The sequence below is a fragment of the Luteibacter rhizovicinus DSM 16549 genome (assembly GCF_001887595.1).
Lineage (GTDB): Bacteria > Pseudomonadota > Gammaproteobacteria > Xanthomonadales > Rhodanobacteraceae > Luteibacter > Luteibacter rhizovicinus.
In genome coordinates, this window is record NZ_CP017480.1 from 1,789,547 (window position 1) to 1,806,694 (window position 17,148).

Annotated in this window: 17 protein-coding genes; 11 read left to right on the forward strand and 6 right to left on the reverse strand. The window is 65.7% G+C overall.

The genetic code is table 11. The annotated features are described in order from the left end of the window. Positions 1–9: 9 nt before the first annotated feature. On the reverse strand, positions 10–888 hold the full coding sequence (locus tag BJI69_RS08075) for an SDR family NAD(P)-dependent oxidoreductase (protein WP_046968425.1): 879 nt from the start codon (positions 886–888) through the stop codon (positions 10–12). Between the two features lie 99 nt (positions 889–987). On the opposite strand from BJI69_RS08075, the gene BJI69_RS08080 reads away from it, so the two are divergent. The 3 genes from BJI69_RS08080 to BJI69_RS08090 all read left to right on the forward strand — a co-directional run bounded on the left by BJI69_RS08080 (position 988) and on the right by BJI69_RS08090 (position 4,258). Next, positions 988–1,869, forward strand: coding sequence for a LysR family transcriptional regulator (locus tag BJI69_RS08080; RefSeq protein ID WP_046968382.1), 882 nt, complete (start codon positions 988–990; stop codon positions 1,867–1,869). A gap of 65 nt (positions 1,870–1,934) precedes the next feature. Beyond that, on the forward strand, positions 1,935–2,690 hold the full coding sequence (locus BJI69_RS08085) for a DUF4339 domain-containing protein (RefSeq protein WP_046968381.1): 756 nt from the start codon (positions 1,935–1,937) through the stop codon (positions 2,688–2,690). 83 nt (positions 2,691–2,773) lie between these two features. Then, positions 2,774–4,258, forward strand: coding sequence for an alpha-L-fucosidase (locus tag BJI69_RS08090; protein ID WP_052767262.1), 1,485 nt, complete (start codon positions 2,774–2,776; stop codon positions 4,256–4,258). 77 nt (positions 4,259–4,335) lie between these two features. Here BJI69_RS08090 and BJI69_RS08095 read toward each other — a convergent pair whose 3' ends face one another. Beyond that, on the reverse strand, positions 4,336–5,160 hold the full coding sequence (locus BJI69_RS08095; RefSeq protein ID WP_046968380.1) for an oxidoreductase: 825 nt from the start codon (positions 5,158–5,160) through the stop codon (positions 4,336–4,338). A 108-nt stretch (positions 5,161–5,268) separates the two neighbouring features. Here BJI69_RS08095 and BJI69_RS08100 point away from each other — a divergent pair, with 108 nt between their 5' ends. The 6 genes from BJI69_RS08100 to BJI69_RS08125 all read left to right on the forward strand — a co-directional run bounded on the left by BJI69_RS08100 (position 5,269) and on the right by BJI69_RS08125 (position 11,788). After that, entirely contained in the window at positions 5,269–6,162 is an 894-nt protein-coding gene (locus tag BJI69_RS08100; protein WP_046968379.1) for a LysR family transcriptional regulator, read from the forward strand. Between the two features lie 160 nt (positions 6,163–6,322). Then, positions 6,323–6,589: a DksA/TraR family C4-type zinc finger protein gene (locus BJI69_RS08105; RefSeq protein WP_046968378.1), complete on the forward strand. Its 267-nt coding sequence runs from the start codon at positions 6,323–6,325 to the stop codon at positions 6,587–6,589. Positions 6,590–6,635: 46 nt separating this feature from the next. Further along, on the forward strand, positions 6,636–7,244 hold the full coding sequence (locus tag BJI69_RS08110; protein ID WP_052767261.1) for a histidine phosphatase family protein: 609 nt from the start codon (positions 6,636–6,638) through the stop codon (positions 7,242–7,244). A 132-nt stretch (positions 7,245–7,376) separates the two neighbouring features. Continuing rightward, the gene (locus BJI69_RS08115) at positions 7,377–8,207 is read left to right on the forward strand and encodes an SDR family oxidoreductase (protein WP_046968377.1); all 831 of its coding nucleotides are present in this window, start codon (positions 7,377–7,379) and stop codon (positions 8,205–8,207) included. 109 nt (positions 8,208–8,316) lie between these two features. Beyond that, positions 8,317–10,110: a GGDEF domain-containing protein gene (locus BJI69_RS08120; RefSeq protein ID WP_046968376.1), complete on the forward strand. Its 1,794-nt coding sequence runs from the start codon at positions 8,317–8,319 to the stop codon at positions 10,108–10,110. 106 nt (positions 10,111–10,216) lie between these two features. Continuing rightward, positions 10,217–11,788, forward strand: a complete 1,572-nt coding sequence (locus BJI69_RS08125) for a methyl-accepting chemotaxis protein (protein WP_052767260.1) — start codon at positions 10,217–10,219, stop codon at positions 11,786–11,788. Positions 11,789–11,796: 8 nt separating this feature from the next. On the opposite strand, the gene BJI69_RS08130 is transcribed toward BJI69_RS08125, so the two are convergent. Genes BJI69_RS08130 through BJI69_RS08140 form a run of 3 tightly spaced genes read right to left on the reverse strand, consistent with a single transcriptional unit; the run spans position 11,797 to position 13,850 of the window. Continuing rightward, complete coding sequence (locus BJI69_RS08130) at positions 11,797–12,414, reverse strand: helix-turn-helix transcriptional regulator (RefSeq protein WP_046968375.1); 618 nt, start codon at positions 12,412–12,414, stop codon at positions 11,797–11,799. Between the two features lie 53 nt (positions 12,415–12,467). Further along, positions 12,468–13,175: a DUF899 family protein gene (locus BJI69_RS08135; protein WP_046968374.1), complete on the reverse strand. Its 708-nt coding sequence runs from the start codon at positions 13,173–13,175 to the stop codon at positions 12,468–12,470. Positions 13,176–13,190: 15 nt separating this feature from the next. Then, entirely contained in the window at positions 13,191–13,850 is a 660-nt protein-coding gene (locus BJI69_RS08140; RefSeq protein WP_046968421.1) for a glutathione S-transferase family protein, read from the reverse strand. A 132-nt stretch (positions 13,851–13,982) separates the two neighbouring features. On the opposite strand from BJI69_RS08140, the gene BJI69_RS08145 reads away from it, so the two are divergent. Continuing rightward, positions 13,983–15,197 carry an FAD-dependent oxidoreductase gene (locus tag BJI69_RS08145; protein WP_046968373.1) on the forward strand — a complete coding sequence of 405 codons (1,215 nt, stop codon included), beginning with the start codon at positions 13,983–13,985 and terminating at the stop codon, positions 15,195–15,197. Positions 15,198–15,274: 77 nt separating this feature from the next. Beyond that, positions 15,275–16,312 (forward strand): L,D-transpeptidase, encoded by a 1,038-nt coding sequence (locus BJI69_RS08150; protein WP_125903013.1) that lies wholly within the window; start codon positions 15,275–15,277, stop codon positions 16,310–16,312. Between the two features lies 1 nt (position 16,313). Here BJI69_RS08150 and BJI69_RS08155 read toward each other — a convergent pair whose 3' ends face one another. Further along, the gene (locus tag BJI69_RS08155; protein WP_046968372.1) at positions 16,314–17,144 is read right to left on the reverse strand and encodes an SDR family oxidoreductase; all 831 of its coding nucleotides are present in this window, start codon (positions 17,142–17,144) and stop codon (positions 16,314–16,316) included. Between the last annotated feature and the right edge of the window lie 4 nt (positions 17,145–17,148).

Here is a 17,148-nt window from a genome sequence, read left to right on the forward strand (position 1 = left end):
CCCTCCGCGTTACGCCTGCTTCCAGGTGGCCGCGGTTTCACGTGCAAAATCGCGGTAGTTGCGCGGTGCGCGGCCGAGCAGCGAGGTCATGATGTCCGTCGCGGACGCCTTGGCCAGCATGCCGTCCGACTGGAAGCGGGCGAGCATCAGACGCAGGTCGTACGCCGCCCAGGACGGCGCGTTGCGCGCGATGGCGGCCTCGGCGGCATCGAGGTCGTCACCGCCGTAGGCGACGGGGCGGGCGAGTATCTCGCTCCAGAGTCGCGCGGCCGATTCACCGGTGAGTGCGTCGGGCCCTGCCAGTTCGATCACTTCGCGCGGCAGCGCGCCGGAAGCACGCTCGCGACGGAGCAACGCGGCTGCCGCGATATCCGCGATGTCGCGGATATCCACCATCGACACGCCGACCTTGCCGAGCGCCATCGGGTACACCCCGTGCGCGGTGAGCGGCACCTGCAGGCTCGCGTCGTTCTGCATGAAGTACGAGGGGCGCAGCACGGTCGCGGGCAGGTCGAACTGCTCGATCGCGCGCTCGATGGCGTACTTCACGGTGAAATGGGGCACGTCGGCAAAGCGATCACCATTGAGTACCGAGAGATAGACGATGCGGCGAATGCCGGCGTCACGGGCCAGGCCGAGTGTGGCCAGCCCCTGCGTCAGCTCGTCGGGCGTGACGGCATTGAGCAGGAAGAGGGTGTCGACGCCCTCGAGTGCGGCGCGTACGGAAGCGACATCGGTAAGATCGCCTGCCACGGCGCGAACGCCTTGGGGCGCCTTCAGCGTGTCCGGGTTGCGGGTGAGGGCGCGCACCTCGGCGCCGGCCTCGGCCAGTCGCGCGGTGACGGCGGAACCGATGTTGCCCGTGGCGCCAGTAACGAGAATGCTCATGATCAACTCCTGGTTGGTGGATGAATCCAAGAGTGGGCGTTCCATATCGAGGACGAAAGACGCAGAATCGGGACACTTTGTCTCACTCATGGAACACGTATGGATCTGCTCGCCCTGGCCGATTTCGATGTCGTGGCGCTTCACGGCGGCTTCGGCGCGGCCAGCCGCGCCACGGGACGGCCCAAGGCGACCCTGTCCCGACGGGTTCGGGAGCTGGAAGACGCGCTCGGCGTCCGGTTGATCGAGCGCGGCGCCCGGCCGTTCCGGCTGACCGAAGAGGGGGCCACCTTGCACGCCGAGGCACACGCCATGCTCGGTCGCATCGAAGACGTCGCCGAGGGGCTGGTGGCCCGGGCGGGTGCGCCGCGTGGCGCGCTTCGCGTCAGCGCGCCGGTGCTGTTCGCGCACCGCGGCCTCGGGCGGCTCGCGGCCCGGTTCGCGATGAACTTCCCGGCCGTGCATCTCGAGGTGGTCGTCGACGATCGCTTCGTCGACCCGCTCAAGGAGGGCTTCGATGTCGTGATCCGCGCGAACCCGGCGCCCTCGACCGACCTCGCCGGTCGTTGCTTCCTGCGTGACCGTCTCGTCGTCGCCGCAGCACCGTCGCTGCCACAGCCCGCGGACGGCGGAACGTTCCCGGCCATCATGCTGGGTGGCAGCCAGCTGTCGGCATGGCGGCTCGTTGCCGAAGGGCGGCCGACGACGATGCTGCCGCAGGAGATCGTCCGCCTTTCGTCGATGGCCCTGGTGTATGACGCCGTGCGCGAAGGCGTCGGCGCGGCCATGATGCCGGCCTCGCTGATTGGCGACGACATCGCCAGCGGCGCATTGACCTCCTGGGGCGAGGTGGAGGGCCGGTCCATCGAAGTATGGGCGCTGTATCCACCGCAACGGCACGTGGCGGGCAAGGTCTCGGCCTTTGTCGGCATGCTCGTCGACCACTTCCGCGACGCGTCACCGACGCATTTCGACACCCTCTGACGCGGTAGCCGTCGCTATGTATGATGGCCGCGCGGTGACCACCACACGGAAACAGGGGCAGGCGATTGGAAGACGCACAGATCTGGCTTGGCTTGAACGGCCAACGGTTCGGGCCGTACACCGGCGCAACCGTCAAACGCTGGCAGCAGCAGGGCATCCTCGACAGCGGCACGCTCTGCTGGCGCGAAGGCATGATGGAATGGCTGCCGCTGGACACCTTCCTGCGTGAGAACCCGGTGGACGACGCCGTCGCTGAGCCACCGTCGTTCGAAGCGCCGCCGCCAGGGCTGACGCCGCGCGCACCAGTCGCCGTTGTCCCGCGCGACGATGTACCTGTCGCACCGTCGCTGCACTGGGGCTGGGTCGCCTTGCTCAGCGTACTGACGCTGGGCATCTTCGTCCTGGTCTGGATGTTCGTGCAGTCGACATGGGTGAAGAAGATCGACCCACGTAGCAGTGCGACGACGTACTTCATCATCGGGATCGCATGTGGCTTTGCCGCGGGACTCGGCAATCGCTACACGGCGCTGGGTTATGGCTTGCAACTGGTCGATATCGTATTCATCTACGCGGGCTACTTCTCGATGTCCTCGTCGCTGAAGCGTTTCGGCATCGAACGCGGCCTGCCCATGGACATCGGCGGGGTGACGCTGTTCTTCTTCACGACCTGGTATCTCCAGGGGCAACTGACCCGCATCGCCAACTGGCAGCGCACCGGCGTCATCGAAGACGCGCCCAAGGGTATCTTCTGGGCGCTGTACGCGGTGCTTCTGGTCCTGATCTTTCTCCTGGTCCTGATCGCAGTGCAATTATTCCGCTGAACGTCACGGAATATCCCGCTGCCGTTTGACAGCCACGGCGATGCCAGCGAAAGTCGGTCGTCATCCCATGCGGAGTGCGGCCGTTGAACCGACGTGAATTTGCCAAGACGCTGGCGATAGCCAGCGTCATCGGAAGTGGAACGTGGTCCGCCACGCAGGCGTTGGCCGCATCCGGCCCGACGGCGCCAAAGCCATCGCCCATGCCCGTGGGCGGGCATGTCGCGGTCGATCCGCAACGGCTTCAGACGCTGCAGCAAGCCTTCCTCGACCTGCGCTTCGGCATGTTCATCCACTTGAACATGGCTACGTTCGAAGAGCGCGAATGGGGCGACCCGACGCTCTCACCCAAACTGTTCGATCCGAAGCATCTCGACACGGACCAGTGGGCGAGGGCGGCCAAGTCGGCGAACATGGGCTACGCGTGTTTTACCACCAAGCACCACGACGGCTTCTGTCTCTGGCCGACGAAAACCGGCAGTGCCAACATCATGCAGTCGTCGTATCCGCATGACGTGGTTCGACGTTACGTCGATTCGTTCCGCAAGGCGGGCCTGAAGGTCTGCCTGTATTTTTCCATTCTCGACCTGCGCGCCGATATCCGCGCACGCACGGTCACGCCGGAGAAGATCGCGCTGATCAAGGCGCAGCTCACCGAGATCCTGACCCAGTACGGTCCTCTTACCGCACTGATCCTCGACGGCTGGAACGCGGCCTGGTCGCGCATCTCCTATGCCGAACTGCCGTACCGCGAGATCTACGATCTGGTGAAGACACTGCAGCCCGACTGCCTGGTCACCGACCACAATGCAGGCAGCTACCCGGGCACGGCGCTCTACTACACCGACATCAAGCAGTACGAACAACACGCGGGGCAGAAGATTCCGCCGAATAGCCCGGTGCCTTCGCAATCGGGCACGACCTTGCAGAGCGACTGGTTCTGGAAGAAGGCGTATCCGACCTCGGAACTCGCGTCGGCCAGGACCATCGTCGACGATTGGCTGCGACCGTTCAACGACAACCACTGCAACCTGATCCTCAACGTGGCGCCGAACCGCGACGGTCGTTTCGACGACAACGCGGTCGCCCGTCTCGCTGAGATCGGCGGGCTGTGGAAGAACAGCGGACCGGCACCGACGATCGGACGCTCGGTCACCATCACCACGCCGGATCTCGCCGCCGGCAAGCCCGCATGGGCCAGCGCGAGCGACGAGGCCGTCGGCCCGGACCAGGCTTTCGACGACAACTTCCGCAGTTACTGGCTGGCCGATCGTGGCAAGACCGACGCCTGGATCGAGGTGCGCTTCGAACAGCCGGTGTCGTTCAACACGCTATCGATCGTCGAGGCCCTCGGCGCGGAGGAGTATGGCGAGACGAGCCGCATTGCGAGCTACAAGGTCGAGGTGGAGCGGGATGGTGCATGGGTGGAGGTCGTCGCTGGCGTGAAGCCTGCGCACTATCAGTTTCATGACGTGCAGCGGACCACGGCGAGTCGTGTGCGCTTGAGCGTTGTCGGCAAGCAGCCGGGCATTACCGAGTTCGGTATCTACGACGAGCCTCGCGCCGGCTGACGCCGGCATCGCCGATAAATCGGCTCCCACACCTAACCCCTGTGGGAGCCGATTCATCGGCGATTGCTTTCGACCGATCAAAAATCCGTCGACAACGCCAGCTCCCGCCACTGCGCCAACTCCTCGGCGACCGAGCGATGCTTCGCCTCGATGCGCGCCACCGTATCGCTTCCCAGCGGCAACCTCACCGGCGGCCGCTCGGCATCGGCCAGCACCATCAGCGCCTTGGCCAGCATCGCGGGATTGCCCGGCTGCGCATGGTTCACCTCCGTCGCCAGGCGGCGCATCGCACCCACGGTTTCGTCGTAATCCTCGATCACGTTGGCCGATCGATGCAGCGAGCGCTCGTCGAGGAAGTCGGTGCGGAAGAACCCCGGCTCGACCACCGTCGCATGAATCCCCAGCGGCTTCAGCTCCATGGCCATCGCTTCGGTGATGCCTTCGATGGCGAACTTGGTCGACCCATAAACACCCCAGCCCTGGTAGGCGCTGTAACCGCCGATCGACGAGATGTTCATCACGTGACCGGCGCGCTGGCGGCGCATGTGCGGAAGTACGGCACGGGTCACGGCCAGCACGCCGAAGACGTTGGTCCGGTACTGATTGACGATCTCCTCGGCGCTGGCTTCCTCCACGGCCGAGAGCAGCCCATAACCGGCGTTGTTGACCAGCACATCGATCCGGCCGAAGCGGCGCACGGCCTCGGCGGCGGCTGCGTGGGCCTGTTGCTCGTCGGTCACGTCGAGCGGCAGGGCCAGCAGACGAGGCTGATCCGCATAGCGTGCGATCAGCCCGGAGGGATCGCGGGTGGTAGCGACGACGTTGTCGCCGCGGGATAGGGCTTCTTCAACGATCAGGGCGCCAAAGCCACGGCCGGCGCCGGTAATGAACCAGGTACGCATGATGACTTCTCCTAGCGGGTGGGGTGAGTGCGTGGAGAGAGTCTGGGCCGGGATCTTTCATGTGATAATCCCAAAAGAATCGCATGGGTTTATGAGGAGCATTCAGTAATGCGCGGCATCAAGCCAGCCGACCTCGTGAGCTTTCTCGCCGTCGCCCGGCAACTCAGCTTCAGCCGGGCCGCCGTGGATCTCGGCGTCTCGCCGTCGGCGCTGAGCCACACCATTCGCGGTATCGAGGAACGCCTCGGCGTCCGGCTGCTCAATCGCACCACGCGCAGCGTGGCGCTGACCGAGGCCGGCGAGCGCCTCGTCGGCAGGATTGGTCCGGCGTTTCGCGACATCGACGACGCCCTCGACGACCTCAATGCTTCGCAGGGTCGGGTGGCTGGCAAGTTGCGCATCAGCGTCGGTCTCATCGCCGCGCGGCTCGCGGTCATGCCCCTGGTGACCCGCTTCATCGCCGCCCACCCGGACGTCGAGGTGGAGATCGTCAGCGACGACGCGCTGATCGACGTGGTGTCGGAAGGCTTCGACGTGGGCGTGCGTTTCGGCGAGCGCATCGAGGGCGACATGATCGCCGTGCCGCTGGTCCCGCGCATGCGCTCGGCGGTGGTGGCGACGCCGGAGGTGTTCGCGAGGTACGGCAAACCCGTGACGCCCGAGGACCTGCGTGGCCTGCCGTGCATCCGACAACGCTTTCCCAGCGGCGCGATGTACCACTGGGATTTCGAACGCGGCGGTATCGAGCTGGAGATCCACGTCGACGGCCCGCTGATCCTGCGCGAGATGAGCCTTTGTGCGCAGGCCGCGCTGGATGGTGCCGGCCTCGCGTTCGTGTTCGAGAAGGCCGTTGAGGACGATATCGCGGCAGGGCGCCTGATTCGCGTCCTTGAAGACTGGTGCCAGTACCACCCAGGGTTGTTTCTTTATTACCCGGGGCGGCGACAGTTGCCTGCGGTGCTCAAGGCGTTCGTGGACTTTGTGCGGGCGTCTCCGGGCTGACAGGAGCATCGCCGATGAATCGGCTCCCACATAAAGAGAGGTCCCACATCAAAGAGAGGTTCCACATAAAGCGAGGTTCCTCACCAGTCTGTCACGCCCTTTGGAACCAAGGACTTGGCACCATATCGGTAGCTTGAGGCAAGCCACCGGGAGGTGACCCATGGCAACCGGATGGGCGGGCGATACCGCCGTGCAGGACCAGATCGACGCGACCATCGACGACGCGGTGAAGCGGGCGCGCAGCCACCTGCCCAAGGGGCCGAGCCTCGAGCGCTGCGAGGCATGCGACCAGCCGATTCCCGAGGCACGCCGCAAGGCGGTGCCGGGCGTGCGCTTGTGCGTGACCTGCCAGGAGCAGGCCGATCGCGACGAAGCCAGCTTCAGCGGCTACAACCGTCGCGGCAGCAAGGATAGCCAGCTGCGGTGAAGGGACTAAACTACGCCGCTCCCCACCCCTGCACGGACCCCACGCGATGCTCGAACACCTGATCCTCGCCCGCCATGGCGAGACGGAATGGAACATCGCGGGTCGTGCGCAGGGCCGTGCCGATAGCCCGCTCACGGCGGCCGGTATCGAGCAGGCACGCGCCCTCGGCCGTACGCTCGCCGCGCGCGGTGTCGAGCATGTGGTCTCGTCGACACTCGGCCGCGCGCTGCACACCGCCCAGGTCGTTGCAGAGATCATCGGCTGCGAGGTCAGCGTCGACGAGCGCTTCGTCGAGCGCGCCTTTGGTGAACTCGAAGGCCGTTCCGTCGCCGAGGCCCTCGTCGAGGATCCCCAATGGGCCGCGGTCGTTCGTGGTCACGATCCGCTCGCCGCAGCGGGTGGTAGCGAATCCTTGCACGAGGTCGCACAGCGGGCGCTTCCCGCGCTCGAGGCCGTTTGCGCGCTGCCGTACCGAAGCGTCGCTGTCATTACCCATGGCCATTGCCTCACGGCTCTGCTTGGCGCCCTGCGCGACGGCGGCGACTACGCCAGCTATCGCCACGGCAACTGCGCGTACACGCCGCTCATGGTGGCTGGTGGCGCCTATGTGGTCGACCGCTGGAACCTCGACAGCCAGGTGCTCGTCGAAGCCTGATCCTGCCGTCCCGGGATTGTCCTGTCTCGTGCATCGATTCATCCGCGTTCTGGCGGATAGTCTTGTCGCGCCTTCGCCCCTAGCTTTCCTCGTGAACCGCCGCGTTTCGTGGCGAACTCCATGAGGTAACGCATGAACTCCACCTGGTTTATCACTGGCACGTCCTCCGGCTTCGGCCGTCTCCTGACCGAGAAGCTGCTCGCTCGCGGTGACCGCGTCGCGGCCACGCTGCGCAAACCCGGCGCCCTCGACGATCTCAAGGCGACGCACGGCGATCGCCTGTGGATCACGACGATGGACCTGACCGATACGGCGTCCCTCCGGCGCAGCGTCGATGCCGCGTTCGCCGCCCTGGGGCGCATCGACGTCGTCGTCAACAACGCCGGCTACGGCCTGTTCGGTACGGCGGAAGAGGTCACCGACGAGCAGATCCGTGACGTGCTCGAGACCAACCTGATCGGTTCTATTCAGGTCATTCGCGCCGCCATCCCGAAGCTGCGCGACCAGGGTGGCGGTCGCATCGTGCAGGTATCCTCGGAAGGCGGCCAGATCGCCTATCCCAACTTCAGCCTCTATCACGCGTCGAAGTGGGGTATCGAGGGCTTCGTCGAATCCGTGCTGCAGGAGGTGAAGTCCTTCGGCATCGAGTTCCTCATCGTCGAGCCGGGCCCGTCGAAAACGGACTTCGGCAAAGGTCTCGTCCGCCCCGAACCCATGGCGATATACGACGACACGCCGGCGGGCGAACTGCGTCGCGGCATCGATTCCGGCGCGTTCACGCTGCGCGGCAATCCGGAAAAGATGGTCGACTCGATGATCGAAACGATCGACGCGACCGTCATGCCGCGTCGCCTGACTCTGGGCGGCGATGCTTACGCGCATGTCGACGCGGGTCTCAGCGCGCGACTGGATGAGCTCCGCGCACAACGCGACATCGCCTACGCCGCCGACGATGCCGCGTAACGTTCGGTGTAACAAAACAGAAATAACTGATTGCAAAAGGATTTTCTAAAGTATCGTTGCGTCCGGCCGTTACCTCTCGCAGTTCCCCGGCCCTCCGATGACGATGCCCATGAACACTCCTACCGGCGGTCGCGAACCGTCGTTGATCGAGCAGGCCCTGGCGGGAGATTCGCTGACGGCGGTCTTCCAGCCGGTGATTCGCGTGGATACCGGCGAAGTGGTTGCGCATGAGGGATTGATTCGTTCGTCCTTGCCGCACTTCAACCTGACGCCACCCGACCTCCTCGACCTCGCGCGGGCACGGGGACGCCTCGGCGAATTCGAACTCGCGGCGGCGCATTGCGTCGCCTCCCATTTCGCCGCGCGTGCGCTCACCGGCCGTCTGCTGGTGAACCTCAGTGCCCAGGCGATCATGCAGGACGGCGTACGCGCCGAGGACGTGCTCGAGGCCCTCTCCATTCCGGGTTTCGACCTCAGTCGGGTGACCATCGAAATCACCGAGCGCGACATTGTCGAGAATCCCGCGCGGCTGGCGCACTCGCTTGGCTTTCTTCGCGCGCGCGGCATCCGCGTGGCGCTGGACGACTTCGGCAACGGCCACTCGAACTTCGAGATGTGGAACGAAGTGCACCCGGAGATCGTCAAGATCGACCGTTACCTCATCAACGGCCTGGCGCGCAGCGCGGAGCGTCTGGCGATCGTGCGCGCGCTGATCTCGGTGGCGGAAACGCTGGGCGCCGAGCTCGTCGGCGAAGGCGTCGAGGAAGAGGCGGACCTGCTCATGCTGCGTGAGCTCGGCATTCCGTACGCGCAAGGCTTCCTGGTCGCGCGACCCTCCGCCGGCTCGACCATCGAGGCGCCCGCGAACGTCATCGCCGCGTTGTCCGTCACCCAGGTACCGGTCCCTCCGCGACCGCGCGGGCCAGTATCGGCGCGGCCGTTCACGGCCGGCCACATGCTCATCGACGCGCCTTGCGTGTCGCCGACGCAATCGAACGAAGACGTCGTGGACCTGTTCGCCGCCCAGCCGCGTCTGCATGCGATTGCGGTCGTCGAGCAGGGGTTGCCCATCGGCATCGTCAACCGACGCACCTTCACCGAGCGCATGGCGCAGCCCTTCGCGCGCGAGCTGTTCGGACGGAAGCCGTGCACCAGCTTCATGCATCCCGAACCGCTGCTCTGCGACGAGGAGATGTCGCTGCAAAGCATGGCCGATATCCTGCGCGGCGAAGATCAGCGTTATCTCAGTGACGGTTTCATCATCACCTCGCACGGTCGTTACCTCGGTCTCGGCACCGGTGAGGCGCTGGTGCGCCGGGTGACCGAGATTCGGGTAGAGGCGGCGCGCTACGCCAATCCGTTGACCTTCCTGCCCGGCAACCTGCCGGTGACCGAACACATCGTGCGCCTGTTACAGACAGGCCGTCCGTTCGCCGCGGCCTATTTCGACCTCGACAACTTCAAGCCCTTCAACGACCAGTACGGCTACTTCCGCGGTGACGAAATGATCCGCCTGCTCGCCAGCACGCTTACCGGCGACCTGCGCCAGGACGCCGATTTTGTCGGCCATATCGGCGGCGACGACTTCCTCGTTATCTTCCAGGGTGACGACTGGGCCGCACGCTGCGAAGGCATGCGCCTGCGTTTCAACGCGATGAGCGGGAACCTGTTCGACGAGATCGACCGTGCCCGCGGTGGCATCGACAGCGAGGATCGCCACGGGCACCAGCGCTTCTTCCCCATCACCACGGTGGCCGTCGGCGTGGCGTGCTTCGTCAACGCCTATCCGGTCGATCCGGAAACCGTGGCGAGCCTCGCCGCGTCGGCCAAGCGCGTGGCGAAGAACACAGGCAGCGGCCTGCATACGGTGACTTACGAAGCGCAACATCCGGCTGTCGTGTAACGACATATTCAAGCCACTGAAATAAAAGCATAATCAGCAAAAAATAACGCTAAAGTTGCCGAATATGCGGCCGAACAGGGAGGCATCCCCGCCCCCCGAGTACGTCATGCGATTTCCCCGAATCGAGTTGCCCGTGCTGACCCTGCGCGTTCGTTTGCTGTTGCGCATGGGTGCCACCATCCTTCTTCTTCTCGCCCTCTGGATCGTCGGCGGCCTGCAACTGCGCACCGCCGACCTGCGGCTGCAATCCGTGGTCGACGAAACCCTGGCACCCGTGGCCAACGTCGGCCGCATCCAGAACGACTACAACGACCTTCTCGACGCACTCGTACATGCCACCCTGACCCGCCTGCCGTCTTCGGTCGACGACGCGGTCACCGCCATCGGCAGCGATCGCCACGACATCGACAAGCAATGGAAGGCGCTCACCGCCAGCGGACTGGGCAAGGCGCAGAGCAAGGGAGTTACCCTCGCCGCCGAACACCGCAAGGCAGCGGATAAGGCCGTGGACGACGTGATCGAGCTGCTCAAGGCCGAGCAGTACGATCTCGCCCAGCTGCAGCTCTCGAACGATGTGCAGTCCGCCGTGGTGCCGCTGAAGAGCGACTTCGCCAACCTGTTCACGCTCGCCCTGGACGGCGGCAAGGCCGAAGCGGAAGCACAGCATGCTGACATTCGCCGCGGCGGCATTACCTCGGCCATCCTGCTCGCTATCGCCTTGCTCCTGGCCAGCGTGGTCGACATCGCGATCATCCGCTCACTGGGACGTCGCCTTCGCCAGGCGGCCGAGGTGGCAGCGAACATCGCGCGCGGCACGTTGGGCGCGCGCATCGACATCGGACGGAACGACGAGATCGGCGTGCTGCTGACCTCCCTGGCTGCCATGGACGCGCAGCTCGGCAACGTCGTCGTGCAGGTGCGCGACCGCGCCGACCACGTGGCCCATGCCGCCAGCGGCATCGAACACGGCAACGATGCCCTGAACGACCGCACGCGCACCCAGTCCGAGCACCTTCGTGCCACATCGGCCTCGATGGAAGACATGACGGGTGCCGTCGCCGGTGGACTGAGCCATGCGAGCGCGGCGCACCGTGCCGTGGCGCAGACACGCGTGATGACCGACGAAGGGCACCGCGTCGCCATGGACGCCATCGGCAACATGCGCGAGATCCGCCGTCACACCGAGCGCATGACCGAAGTGCTCGACACCGTCGACCAGTTCGCCTTCCAGACCAACCTGCTTGCCCTCAACGCGGCGGTCGAAGCCGCACGCGCCGGCGAGCATGGTCGTGGCTTCGCGGTCGTCGCCTCGGAAGTGCGCGAGCTGGCCAAACGTTGTGCGGCGGCGGCCAAGGACATCCGTGGCTTGATCGCCGATAGCGATCAAGCCGTGGAGGCCGGCGCTGCCTCCGTCGATCGCGCCGGTGTCGTGCTCACCGGTATCGGCGAGCAGGTCAACGCGTTGTCCGGCCTGGTCGGCTCGGTGATGGACGCTACCCGTGGCCAGAGCGATGACATCGCGCGCGTCAACGGCGCTATCCAAGGTATCGACGAAACCACGCGGGAAAACGCCGTGCTGGTGGAACAGGCGGCCTCCGCCAGCCGCGCGATGCGCGAGAGCGCGGAAATCCTGCGACAGGAGATGGCGTATTTCGTGTTGGAGGGTGAGGCCGCCTGATGAAACGGCTAGCCCGCCTCGCGCACGGCCTTGAGCGTCTTGTACAAGGTCGCGCGCGAGAGGCCGAGTAGCTGCGTGATGTAGGTCGCCGCGTGGCGTACATCGAACAGGCCGCGCTCTTCGAGCAAGGTGACCAGCGCCTCGCGGTCGACGACGCTCATGCTGGCGAGCATGGTGCCGCGGTCACCGAGGAACTGGCCGACGATATCGTTGACCTCCTCGCGCCAGTCGTTGCGGAACAACGCGGCGGGGCGCGGGGCGTCGTCGGCGAAGCGCAGGAAGTCCTTCGACATCGCCTGCATCGCTTCGAACATGCTCACGTCGACATTGATGCAAAGCAGGCCGATAGGCTTGCGACGGCCATCGCGCAGGACGGCCGTGATGGACTTGAGCGAGCGGCCGTCCGCGTTGGTCTTCGGATAAGGGCCGATGACGGCATCGGCGAGCGAGCCTAGATCGTCCAGATCAGCCAGCGAGTCGTCACCGGCTTTCCGCGGCGAGAGGCGATTGGCGATGTGTCGGATCGTGCCGGTACCGAGATCGTGGATCACGACCTCGGCGTGCGGCTTGAACACCGTGGCGATGGCGTCGGCGACGGGGAGGTAGGGGGCAAGAAGGTCGGCCATGGCCCGATCATCCCGGTCGCGATACGGATTGTCCAGAATGGACTTGTTGTTGATCAGCCGGGGTAATCGAGACTCGGATACCACGTAGCTCTCCGCCCCTCCGGCGTCGAATCGAGCACCGTCCACAGCGGCATCAGGTCCGGTGCGCCCCGGGGGTCCTGTCCCGGATCCGATGACTCATCGCCCATTTCTCCTGCCCAGAACAAGCGGGTCGTTCCATCGCGACGCGTAAACACGTTGAACGCCGGAATGTCGCTGCCGTCGTCGGCAATCGCGTGGTAATCGCGGCTGAAGTCCCCGTTGAGATCCGTGTAGAGCGGGAGGTGCTGCCAGCCGCGCTCCTTCTTGAAGGCCAACAGCTTCGCCAGCGGCGAACGCGCCACCACGGCGAGGGCCACGTTTTGTTCGATATCGCGCGCCTCACCGTCCCATGCGCTGAGTAACGAGGTACACATCGGGCAGGGTCGTTCGCGCTGCGGCCCGAACATGTAGCTGTAAACGACCAGGGTTTGCTTGTCGCCGAACAGGCCGGCAAGGTCGACGGGGCCGTTCACACCTTCGAAGCGGTAATCGCCACGCACTTCGCCGCCCGGTGGCAGCGCACGGCGCAACGCGGCGACACGCTCGATATGTCGGCGCAGCTCGATCTCTTCGGCGAGTAGCGCGTTGCGTGCGCGGCGGTACTCGGCGCTCTCGTTCGGCATGCGGACGGGGTTGCGGCTCGCTAGTTCGCTGGCGGGGATAAGCGGTTGGCTGCTCATGCGTGCTCTCCTGGATCAGTCGCGGTCGGGTGCGCCGAGAGGAAACAACGAACGGTAGGGGCGAGCCTCGTCGACGGCGCGGGCGAACGAGGGGCGCGCAAGCAGGCGTCGTCGGTACGCGTGCACATGGGTGAACGCATCGGGGATCGGGTGGGTCCAGTCGGCATAAAACAGGAACGGGGCGGCGCCGCAGTCGGCCAGGCTGAAGTCCTCGCCGGCGGCCCATTGGCGGTCCGCCATGACCTTGTCCAGCCATGCATACGCGGTATCGAGCATCTGCCGGCACTCGGTCACGCCGCAGGGGTCGCGTTGCCCGCCTGGCCGGACGACATCGAAGACGATCCGCTGCTGGGGCGTCGAGATGTAGTTGTCGAAGAAACGGTCCATGGCGCGTACCTCCAGCGCTGCCTTGCGGTCGTCCGGCAGCATGGGGGCGGGGCCCGGGTGGTAAAGGCCGAGGTACTCGATGATGGTGCTGGCCTCGGTGATCGTGCGCTTGCCGTCGACCAGGATGGGAAACCGTCGCAGCGGCCAGAGATCGGCGAACTCCACGTAATTCTCCGGTTGTTCCGGCGAGAGCATCTTCCACTCGAAGGGCGTGCCGTTCTCGTAGAGGGCGACGAGGGCCTTCTGGCAGTACGACGAGAACGGATGGGCGTAGAACTTCAATGGCATCGCATGCACCTCGGTCGGAAACGTGAAGACGGGCTTCTTCTTGACGTCGAACGGGAAGCGGGCATTTCGACACGCGGCGGACGCCGGCGCTGGATCGGTCTTGCTATCCTTCGTCAACGAGGAGGATCACGGATGAAAGTCGCCATCGTAGGCTACGGAACGGCGGGGCAGGCAAGTGCCATCCTGCTGTCCGCCCAGGGACATGACGTCACCGTTTTCGAGAAAAGCCCCACCCTGGGGCCGGTCGGGGCGGGTTTCCTGTTGCAACCCACCGGCATCGCCGTGCTGGAGCGCCTTGGCCTCGCCGGCCGCGCCCTGGCCCTGGGTCAACGGATCGACGAGCTGCACGGCGTGACACCCCGTGGCCGCCCCGTCATGGCCATGCGCTACCGCGACCGCCGCGCCGATTGCTTCGGGCTGGGCATGACCCGTGGCGCCCTGTTCGAACTGCTGCGGGAGGCGCACCACGACGCCGCCCAGGTCCGCACAGGCGTGTATATCGCCGGCTACGACGCAGCCACGCGCTCGGTGATCGACCACGACGGCACGTCGTACGGTCCGTTCGACCTGACCATCGCCGCCGACGGAGCGCACTCGGTGTTGCGCTCCCGCTGTGAGAACCAGGTCAGCCGGGAAAAACTCTACCCCTGGGGCGCGGTGTGGTGCTTGCTGCGCATCGACGACTGGGCCGCGCCCACGCATCTGCTGCAGCGTTACGCGGGCACGCGGGCCATGATCGGTATGCTGCCGGTGGGCACCCGGCCCGGCCACGACGGCCGCTGGGTGACGTTCTACTTCAGCCTGCCCGGCGAAGCGGTCGAGGCCTTCGACGACTGCGGCGTCGCAGCGATGAAGACGACGGTGGCGGGTATCTGGCCGGAGCTGGCGCCGCACATCGCCCATCTCGAACACTCCGAGCAGCTCAATCGCGCACGCTATCGCGATGTCGTCTTGCGCCAGCCGCATCACGATCGACTCGTCGTGATCGGTGACGCGGCCCATGCCATGAGCCCCCAGCTGGGGCAGGGCGTGAACATGGCCCTGCTCGACGCCGCTGCGCTTGCCGATGCCCTGGACGAGCACGATGCCCTCGACGACGCCCTCGCGGCGTACCGCCGCGAACGGCACAATCACGTGCGCATCTACCAGCGCATGAGTCGCTGGCTGACGCCCCTTTTCCAGTCCGATCGCAGCCTGCTCGGCTGGTGTCGCGACGTGTTCTTCGGGCCGCTGGGCAAAGTGCCCGGCGCACGTGGTCCGATGCTGAGCATCCTCACCGGCGAAGCAGGGCACCGGCGCAAACCGCAAGGCGAAGACGTGCAAGCGGAGGAGCTGCCCGCTCCGTAGGATGCGCAAACGCCATACTCGCGCGTGCGGCCGCTCCCGGTTTACGCTCTGCGCGAAGGGGAACATCGGAGATCCGGATGAAACGCGTTGCCGCTGCCGTCGTACTGCTCGTGTCGCTCTCCACGGCGTCGTTCGCCGCCAATCCCATTCCGGTCTGGGGCGCGAAAACGTCCAGCCCCGCCGACACACGTCCAGGTGACCTGAAGCCCGGACAGTGGATATGGGGTGGTCGCGGTGCCTCGCCCGGCCCGATGGCGGTGATCGTCAGCATCACCGAGCAACGCGCCTATGCGTATCGCAATGGCATCCTCATCGGCGTGACAACGGTTAGCACGGGCAAGAAGGGCCATGAGACCCCGACCGGTGTGTTCACCATCCTGCAAAAGGACAAGGACCACCACTCCAAGAAGTACGACGATGCGCCGATGCCCTACCAGGAGCGCCTGACCTGGGATGGCGTAGCCCTGCATGCGGGCGGCTTGCCGGGCTATCCGGAATCGCACGGCTGCGTGCACATGCCGACCGAGTTCGCGCGGCTGCTGTTCGATGCGACCAATATGGGCATGACCGTGGTCGTTGCCGAAGAGGGCACGGCGCCGGTCACCGTCGTCCATCCCAGCGCCGTCATCCCGATCGATCCGCGCAACGGCAGCGATCTGCCGCTGGCACCGTTGGCCGATGGCGTGCCCTATCGCTGGAACCCGGACGCGTCGCCCACCGGCCCCATCTCGATGGTGCTCAGCGTCGCCGACAGTCGTGTGATCGTGTTCCGCAACGGTATCGAAATCGGTCGCAGCCGCGTCGAGGTCAAGGACCCGCTGGTCGGCACGCACGCCTTCATCGTCGCTTCCGGCTACATGCCCGACGCGCCGCAGCGCGCCGGTCTGCAAATGCCGAACTGGATCACCATCGGCATTCCCGGGCACGGCGACGAAGCGGGGAAAGTCGTGGACGAAGCCCTGGTCGACCGCGTCTCGGTGCCGCGCGAGTTCATGGAAAAGATCGTGCCGTTGCTGGCGCCGGGTTCGGTGCTGTTGGCGACCGACGAAAGCGTGCAGCCGGAAACGACGGGCGGCAAGGTGCAGGTGATAGATTCGAATCCGCCGGGCGTCTGAGTCAGCCGTCCGTCGAGAAGGCCAGGTCCCGCTGGGCTTCCAGGGCAGCAAGGCGTTCGCTGAGCTGCTTGTGCATCACCGTATAAGCATCCGAACCCAGGGCGAGGCGTCGGGGTGCCGGGTTCTGATCTACCGACGCGATCATGTGCGCGACCATCTTCGCGGGATCGCCGATCGCCACCGCAGTGCCCTCTTCGAGCATGCGATTGACGTGGCGTGACGGCGAAGCATCGTAGGCATCGATCTTCGGTCCGACACGCGAGTTCACGTAGCGAAAGTTGGTCCTTGCGCCGCCCGGCTCGACCAGCGTGCAACCAATGCCGAACACGGCGACTTCCTGCGCCACGGCATCGACGAAACCTTCGATGCCCCACTTGCCCGCGTGATACATCGAGCCGCCCGGGAACGCCGCCTGGCCTCCGACGGTGGACAGCTGGAGAATGCGCCCGCCGTGCTGTCTGCGCAGGTACGGGAGCGCGCTGCGAATCAGCTGGATCGAGCCGGTGAGGTTGGTCTGCAATTGGTGGATGACCTGGTCGTCGGTCGCTTCCTCCGCCGCGCCGAGCAGACCGTAACCGGCGTTACTGACGACGACGTCGATACGTCCCAGCGCCGCGAACGCGGCGTCCACCGCGGGCCGGATCGCCGTGAAATCGGTGAGGTCGAGGCGGTGCACGAGAAGGTGATCGCCGTGGCGCGCCTTCAGCTCGGTCATGCTGGCGGGATCGCGCACGGTGCAGGCTACCTGGTCGCCTCGCGCCAGGAGCTGTTCGGTCATGAGGCGGCCGAAGCCGCTGTTGGCGCCGGTGATAAGCCAGTTGCGCTGGGGCATGGTG

Coding starts and splice junctions, on each gene's coding strand:
- BJI69_RS08075 (WP_046968425.1), bottom strand. CDS start 888: ATGAGCATTCTCGTTACTGGCGCCACGGGCAACATCGGTTCCGCCGTC.
- BJI69_RS08080 (WP_046968382.1), top strand. CDS start 988: ATGGATCTGCTCGCCCTGGCCGATTTCGATGTCGTGGCGCTTCACGGC.
- BJI69_RS08095 (WP_046968380.1), bottom strand. CDS start 5,160: ATGCGTACCTGGTTCATTACCGGCGCCGGCCGTGGCTTTGGCGCCCTG.
- BJI69_RS08100 (WP_046968379.1), top strand. CDS start 5,269: ATGCGCGGCATCAAGCCAGCCGACCTCGTGAGCTTTCTCGCCGTCGCC.
- BJI69_RS08105 (WP_046968378.1), top strand. CDS start 6,323: ATGGCAACCGGATGGGCGGGCGATACCGCCGTGCAGGACCAGATCGAC.
- BJI69_RS08110 (WP_052767261.1), top strand. CDS start 6,636: ATGCTCGAACACCTGATCCTCGCCCGCCATGGCGAGACGGAATGGAAC.
- BJI69_RS08115 (WP_046968377.1), top strand. CDS start 7,377: ATGAACTCCACCTGGTTTATCACTGGCACGTCCTCCGGCTTCGGCCGT.
- BJI69_RS08120 (WP_046968376.1), top strand. CDS start 8,317: ATGAACACTCCTACCGGCGGTCGCGAACCGTCGTTGATCGAGCAGGCC.
- BJI69_RS08125 (WP_052767260.1), top strand. CDS start 10,217: ATGCGATTTCCCCGAATCGAGTTGCCCGTGCTGACCCTGCGCGTTCGT.
- BJI69_RS08130 (WP_046968375.1), bottom strand. CDS start 12,414: ATGGCCGACCTTCTTGCCCCCTACCTCCCCGTCGCCGACGCCATCGCC.
- BJI69_RS08135 (WP_046968374.1), bottom strand. CDS start 13,175: ATGAGCAGCCAACCGCTTATCCCCGCCAGCGAACTAGCGAGCCGCAAC.
- BJI69_RS08140 (WP_046968421.1), bottom strand. CDS start 13,850: ATGCCATTGAAGTTCTACGCCCATCCGTTCTCGTCGTACTGCCAGAAG.
- BJI69_RS08145 (WP_046968373.1), top strand. CDS start 13,983: ATGAAAGTCGCCATCGTAGGCTACGGAACGGCGGGGCAGGCAAGTGCC.
- BJI69_RS08150 (WP_125903013.1), top strand. CDS start 15,275: ATGAAACGCGTTGCCGCTGCCGTCGTACTGCTCGTGTCGCTCTCCACG.
- BJI69_RS08155 (WP_046968372.1), bottom strand. CDS start 17,144: ATGCCCCAGCGCAACTGGCTTATCACCGGCGCCAACAGCGGCTTCGGC.